The 6,026-nt window shown below is 73.9% G+C and carries 5 protein-coding genes and 1 pseudogene; 2 read left to right on the forward strand and 4 right to left on the reverse strand.

Annotation, left to right across the window (positions count from 1 at the left end; translation table 11 throughout):
- Positions 1-419 (forward strand): annotated as a pseudogene (locus tag L2I40_RS17660) (ATP-binding protein); the annotation flags it as partial.
- A 3-nt stretch (positions 420-422) separates the two neighbouring features.
- Here L2I40_RS17660 and L2I40_RS17665 read toward each other — a convergent pair.
- From L2I40_RS17665 to L2I40_RS17680, 4 genes are all read right to left on the reverse strand, one after another.
- A complete protein-coding gene (locus tag L2I40_RS17665; protein WP_237216510.1) occupies positions 423-1,394 on the reverse strand; it encodes a sodium-dependent bicarbonate transport family permease in 972 nt (323 codons plus the stop codon).
- A gap of 65 nt (positions 1,395-1,459) precedes the next feature.
- A complete protein-coding gene (locus L2I40_RS17670; RefSeq protein WP_237216511.1) occupies positions 1,460-2,590 on the reverse strand; it encodes a site-2 protease family protein in 1,131 nt (376 codons plus the stop codon).
- Positions 2,591-2,614: 24 nt separating this feature from the next.
- Positions 2,615-3,154 carry a lipocalin family protein gene (locus tag L2I40_RS17675; protein ID WP_237216512.1) on the reverse strand — a complete coding sequence of 180 codons (540 nt, stop codon included), beginning with the start codon at positions 3,152-3,154 and terminating at the stop codon, positions 2,615-2,617.
- On the reverse strand, positions 3,151-4,071 hold the full coding sequence (locus tag L2I40_RS17680) for a polysaccharide deacetylase family protein (RefSeq protein WP_237216513.1): 921 nt from the start codon (positions 4,069-4,071) through the stop codon (positions 3,151-3,153). Before L2I40_RS17680 ends, L2I40_RS17675 begins: the two co-directional genes overlap by 4 nt.
- A 150-nt stretch (positions 4,072-4,221) precedes the next feature.
- Between L2I40_RS17680 and cydD the strand changes: the two genes are divergently transcribed.
- Positions 4,222-5,901 (forward strand): thiol reductant ABC exporter subunit CydD, encoded by a 1,680-nt coding sequence (gene cydD, locus L2I40_RS17685; RefSeq protein WP_237216514.1) that lies wholly within the window; start codon positions 4,222-4,224, stop codon positions 5,899-5,901.
- Positions 5,902-6,026: the final 125 nt, after the last annotated feature.

The following is a 6,026-nucleotide window of genomic DNA, read 5'->3' on the forward strand; positions in this document are numbered from 1 at the left end:
CGGTGCTCTACCAGGACCTGCTGGTACGCTGCCGGATCGCGCGGCTCGGCACGCCGCCCGACCTGCCGGCGTTCCGCCGCATGCTGGCGCTGGCGCGCGCCGGCGTGGACGAGGCCGCGCTGGCGGGCGACGACGACTGGCCGGAGGTCGCGGCGCAGGCTGCCGCGCTGCCGGAGGACACGCAGGGCGTCTACCTGCTGATCGCGCGCGCGGCGCTGGCCGGCGAGGCCTGCCCGTCCGACGAGGAAATCGCGCGTGCCTATGGCAGCCGATCGGCCGGGCGCGCGCGGCGGCTGCTCGAATGGCTGGAAGGGCAGGGGGCGATCGTCTGCCGCACCGACGGGCTCGGGCGGCGGATCGTGGCGCTGACCGGGTCGGGCCGCGAGACCGCGGCAGGGGATCCCGCCGCGGCGGCGTGAGCGTCAGCCGTATAGCCAGCTTGCCAGCATGTAGAGCAGCGGCAGGTTGACCAGCAGGTTGAATGGGAAGGTCACGCCGAGCGAGGCCGTGAGGTAGATGCCCGGGCTCGCATCGGGCAGCGCGGCGCGGCAGGCGGCGGGCGCGTCGATGTAGGAGGCGCTGGCCGTGATCGCGCCGAGCACGAAGGCGCCGCCGAGCGAGAGCCCCACGGCCCAGCCGGCATAGACGCCGAGCGTGCCGAAGAAGATGGGTGCCAGGATCGCGAAGCCGGTCATGAAGACGCCGACCTGCGCGAACTGCCGGATCTGACGGGCCGCGGTCATGCCCATCTCCAGCAGGAAGAGCATCAGGAAGCCGCGGAAGAGGCCTTCGTAGAACGGCGCGATGCGGCGCCAGTCGGCGTCGGTCGCGACATAGCCGATCAGCATCCCGCCCGAGAGCAGCAGGATGCCGCGCCCGCGCAGCGTGTCGAGCAGCAGCTCGCCGAAGCGGAAATTGCCGGCGGCGCGGCCCATCGCGAAGCGCGCGATGGCGAGCGAGAGGACGACGGCGAATTCCATGATGGCGACGACGGCCGTCAGGTAGCCCTCGCTCGGCGTGTTGGCGGCGCGGGCGAAGGCGACGGCGGCGAAGAAGGTGACGGTGGAGACCGAGCCGTAATGCGCCGCCACTGCCGCGGCGTTGGAGATATCGAAGCCGCCGATCCGGCGCAGCACCAGGTAGGTGACGACCGGCAGCGTGACGGTCAGCGCCGCGGCGACGACGAAGAGCGCGGCGACGTCGGCGAGCTTCACCTGTGCGAGTTCGCGTCCCCCGGTCAGCCCGATCGAGAGGAGCAGGTAGATCGAGAGCAGCTTCAGCACCGCATCCGGCAATTCGAGCTCGGAGCGGATGAAGCCCGCCACCGCGCCCAGCACGAAGGCGAGCACGATGGGCGACAGCAGATTGGTGACGAGCAGGTCAAATCCGGGCATGTCGGGGCTCCAGCGCGCCGCTTATGCGCCGGAACCGGCGTCGACGGAACGAGGCTCTGTGGCGGTCAGGCGGGCCGGGCCCAGGGGTTGGGCGGCGGGCCATCCGTCGGCGGGCGGCGGGCGCCGCGGGCGGCCTCGACCATCAGCATCTCGCCCAGGTTCTCCTGGGTGAGCAGGCCGACGAGCCGGCCATCGGCCTCGACGACGCCGACCGGCCCGGCCGCGGCCTGCAGCGCCATCATCGCCTCGTCGAGCGAGGCGCGCGGGCCGATGGTGGGCACCTCGCGCTGCATGGCGTCGAGCACGGGCGCGTCGGGCCCCGCCTCGCGCAGCGCGCGGATCATGTCGGAGCGGGTCAGGACGCCGCGCAGCCGCCCGGCGCCGTCCACCACCGGGAAGTCGGTCTGGGACGTCTGCAGCAGCAATTCGACCGCGGCACCGACGGAGGCGGAGACCGGCAGGGTCTCGAAGCGGGTCAGCATCGCCTCGCGCGCCGGGATCCCGCGGGTCAGTTCGCGGGTGCGCACCGCCTGGCTCTCGGCGCCGGCGCCGAGCCAGACGAAGAGCGCGACGAAGACGAGCAGCGGCGCGCCCGCGACGAGGCCGAGGAAGCCGAGGCCGAAGGCCATCACCTGCCCGATCGTCGCCGCGACGTCGGTGGCGCGGCGATGCGCCATGCGGGTGGCGAGCAGCGCGCGCAGGACGCGGCCGCCATCCATCGGGAAGGCCGGCAGCATGTTGAACACGACGAGGGTGACGTTGACCCAGAAGAGCCGTGCGAGCAGCGGGTGGTCGGCGTTCTCCGGGTTCGCCAGCATGTCGATCGGCGGCACGCCGCCGAGTATGACGAGCAGGATGAGGGCGATAACCACGTTCACCGCCGGCCCCGCCAGCGCCACGACCAGTTCCTCGGACGGCTTCTCCGGGATGCGCTCGAGCCGCGCGACGCCGCCGATCGGCAGCAGCGTGATGTCGGGTGTGGCGATGCCGTAGCGGCGGGCGGCCAGCGAATGGCCGAATTCGTGCAACAGCACGCAGCCGAAGAGCAGCAGGATGAAGACGATCCCCGCGACCGCCGCCTCCGTGCCCCCTCGCGCGCCATGCGCCCAGCCGATCCAGGCGAGCAGCAGGAAGAAGGTGAGGTGGATGCGGATCTCGGTGCCGAACACGCGGCCGAGGGGGATGGACCAGGTCATCTCGGGCTCTCCGGGGACGCGATCCTAGCGTGCCGGTTGCGGCGTCGGTTGCAGGCGCGCGACGTCGAAGCCCTGGGCTGCTGCGGCCGCAACGGCGGCGGCGTAGTCGCCGGCCGCCATCTGCGGCGTGCGCGAGAGGATCCAGAGGAACTCCCGGCTGGGCGCGCCGACCGCCGCCCAGCGGTAGTCGGGATCGAGGCCGATGACCCAGTAGTCGCCGTAGAAGGGCCAGAAGAAGCTGACGCGCAGGCGGGCATTGCCGCTGCCCTCGACGGCGTAGGCGGTCGCGGTCGCGACCGTCTCGCGGTTGCCGGCATTGGCATCGAGGCAGCGGTTGGCCACCGCGACCTGGCCGTCGGGGCGGAGCGCGTAGGTCGCCGTGGTCGCCACGCAGTTGCGGCCGCGGCCGTCCTGGAAGGAATTCGGGAAGCGGGCGATCTCGTACCAGGTGCCGGCGTAGCGGGTGAGGTCCACCGCCGCGACGGTCTGCACCGGCGGCCCAGCGGGCGGGCTGGCGCAGGCGGCCAGCGCGACGAGGAGAAGGAGGGCGGCTCGGCGGATCATGCGGCCTGCTCCCTCGCGGCTCGCGGGCAGCCCGGCACGGTGCCGGCTGGCAGCGCGGCGACATGGTCGAAGACGGCGCCGGCAGTGGTGATCCAGACGCGCGCCCGCTCGCGCGCGATGGCGGCCAGCGCCCGGCGCAGATGACGCAGGCGATGCGGCTGGCCGACGATGTAGGGGTGCAGCGCGATGCCCATGACCTGCGGCAAGCCGTCGGCGGTCTGGCGCAGGCGTTCCTCGAAATCGTCGAGGATCATGCGTGCGAAGGCGTCGCCGCCATCCTTGCGGGCGACGACGGCGGGTATGTCGTTGACCTCCTGCGGGTAGGGCACGGCGAGCAGAGGGCCGCCGCGGGTGCGCATCCAGACCGGCGCGTCGTCGGCGCACCAGTTGAGCGTATAGGTGTAGCCGGCTTCGGCCAGCAGGTCGGGGGTCTCGCGGCTCTCCGCGATCCAGGGGGAGAGCCAGCCGCGCGGCGCGCGGCCTTCGTGCAGCGCGATGGCGGCGGTGGACTCCGCGATCAGCCGCCGCTCCTCGGCCTCGGGCAAGACCGACTGGCGCTCTGAATTGGTGCGGCCATGGCCGGCCATCTCGTCGCCGCGCGCGCGGTGGGCGGCGACCAGCGACGGCGCATAGTCGTACATCGCGCTGTTCAGCAGCACCGTGGCCGGCAGTTGCAGCTCGTCGAGCAGGTCGAGCAGCCGCCAGGCGCCGACGCGGTTGCCATAGTCGCGCCAGGCGAAGTTCAGCACGTCCGGCTGCGGCCCGCCGGGCGCGAGCTCGGCGCCGAGCCCCTCGCCGAAGGCGAAGTGCTCGAGGTTGACGCCGAGATAGACCGCGAGCTTCGCGCCGTTCGGCCAGGCATAGGGCGTGCGGCCGCGCCAGGCGGCGTAGTCGTAGCGTCCGTGGGTGGGCAGCATGGGGTCCTTCGCCGCTGGGCTCGTTGCGGGAGGTGCGCCCGGCGGCGCGGCTGGGCAAGTCCCGGCGCCGGCGGGTCGCCCCCGAGTGTCAGGCGGGGCTGACATCCTGGGATGACCGGGGCGGCCGGCTGGCCTATGGTCGGGCGGCATATGTCTCGGGTGGGGAAGGAGAGCGACCGGGCAGCCGATGCGCTGCTGCGGCGCGAGGCGAAGGAGGCGCGGGGGCGGCTGGCCTTGCCGCTTGCGCTCGGCCTTGCCCAGTTGGCGGCCGGTATCGCGCAGGCCCTGCTCTTCGCCATGCTGATCGCCGGGCTGCTCGGCTTCGGCGAGGCCGGCTGGACGGAACTCGCCTTGGCGGCGGCGCTGGTTGCGCTCTCGGCCGGGCTCGGCGTCGCGCAGGAGCGCGCCCTTGTGGCGGCGGGGGAGGCCGCCAAGGCGCGGCTGCGGGAGGCCAGCTTCGCGAGGCTGCTGGCGGATGGCCCCTCGGACCCGCGTCCGGTGGGCGAGCGGGCGGCGCTCGTCGTGGACCGGATCGAGGCGATGGAGGGGTTCCTCACGCGCTGGCTGCCGGCCGCTGTGCTCGCCGTGGCGGGACCGGCGATGGTGGCGGGCGCCGCCGCGATGGCCGACCCGACCAGCGGCCTGATCCTCGGCGTCGCCGGGCTGCTCGTGCCGGTGGCCATGGCCGCGACCGGGATCGGCGCGGCGCAGGCGAGCCGCCGGCAGTTCGAGGCGCTCGGGCGTCTCTCGGGCCGCTTCCTCGACCGCATGCGCGGCCTGCCGACGCTGGTGCTGTTCCGCCGGCAGGACGCCGAGGCGCAGGCGCTGTCGACCGCCGCGGCGGAGCTGCGCACGCGCACGATGAAGGTGCTGCGCGTCGCCTTCCTCTCCTCCGCCTCGCTCGAGGTGCTGGCGGCGGGCGCGATCGCCTGCCTCGCGATCCGGCACGGCGCGATCCTCGGCGCCGGGCATCCGGATCCGGTGGCGGCGATCTTCTGCCTGCTGCTGGTGCCGGCCTTCTTCACGCCGCTCCGCAACTTCTCCCAGGCCTATCACGAGAAGCTCTCGGCCCGCGGCGCGGCGGCGGAGCTCGCGCCGCTGCTGGCGGAGCCCGAGGGCCCGCCCGGCCTCTGGCTCGAGGCGATGCCGCCCAAGGTCGTGGTGACCTTCACCGATGTGCGGCTGCGCTACGATCCGGCGCGGCCGCCCGCGCTCGACGGGCTCTCCTTCCGCGTCATGCCGGGGGAGACGCTGGTGCTGTCGGGCGCGTCCGGCGCCGGCAAGTCGAGCGTGCTCCGCCTCCTGATGGGATTCCGCCGCCCTGATGCGGGCCGCATCGCGCTGAACGGGCAGGATGCGACGCTGCTGCGGCCGTCCGAGCTCCGGCGGCTGTCCTCCTATGTCGGGCAGCGCGCGCATCTCTTCCGCGGCACGCTGCGCGAGAACATCCGCCTTGCCCGGCCCGACGCGACCGACGCGGAGGTCGAGGCGGCGGCGGAGGCGGCGCAGGTGATGGCCTTCGCGCGCGATCTTTCGCTCGGCCTCGACACCCAGGTGGGCGAGGGCGGCTTCGGCCTGTCGGGCGGGCAGGCGCAGCGCGTCGCGGTGGCGCGCGCGTTCCTGCGCGACGCGCCGCTGGTGCTGCTGGACGAGCCGACCGCGCATCTCGACCCGGGGACCGAGGCGGAGGTGCTGGAGAGCCTGCGGCGGCTCTGCGCCGGGCGCACCGCGATCGTCGCGACGCATAGCCGTGCCGCCCAGCGCGTGCTCGGCCGCGTGCTGGAGATCGAGGGCGGGCGCGCGGTCGGCGTCAGGATGGCGGGCGAATGAGCCGTATCTTGCCCTCAGGGGCCGGGCGGCCGCTCCGCGGCCTTGGCTCGCGCCACGCGGCGCGGGCGCCATTCGGCGCCTCGGCCGGCAGCGCCGGCCGCCACGGAGCCAGCCCGTCGTGACCC

Origin of the sequence: Falsiroseomonas oryziterrae (assembly GCF_021864505.1) — a bacterium.
GTDB lineage: Bacteria > Pseudomonadota > Alphaproteobacteria > Acetobacterales > Acetobacteraceae > Falsiroseomonas > Falsiroseomonas oryziterrae.

What these genes read in the sequence shown, in the direction of transcription:
- L2I40_RS17680 (WP_237216513.1), bottom strand. Translation starts at nt 4,071, where the DNA reads ATGCTGCCCACCCACGGACGCTACGACTACGCCGCCTGGCGCGGCCGC.
- cydD (WP_237216514.1), top strand. Translation starts at nt 4,222, where the DNA reads ATGTCTCGGGTGGGGAAGGAGAGCGACCGGGCAGCCGATGCGCTGCTG.
- L2I40_RS17665 (WP_237216510.1), bottom strand. Translation starts at nt 1,394, where the DNA reads ATGCCCGGATTTGACCTGCTCGTCACCAATCTGCTGTCGCCCATCGTG.
- L2I40_RS17675 (WP_237216512.1), bottom strand. Translation starts at nt 3,154, where the DNA reads ATGATCCGCCGAGCCGCCCTCCTTCTCCTCGTCGCGCTGGCCGCCTGC.
- L2I40_RS17670 (WP_237216511.1), bottom strand. Translation starts at nt 2,590, where the DNA reads ATGACCTGGTCCATCCCCCTCGGCCGCGTGTTCGGCACCGAGATCCGC.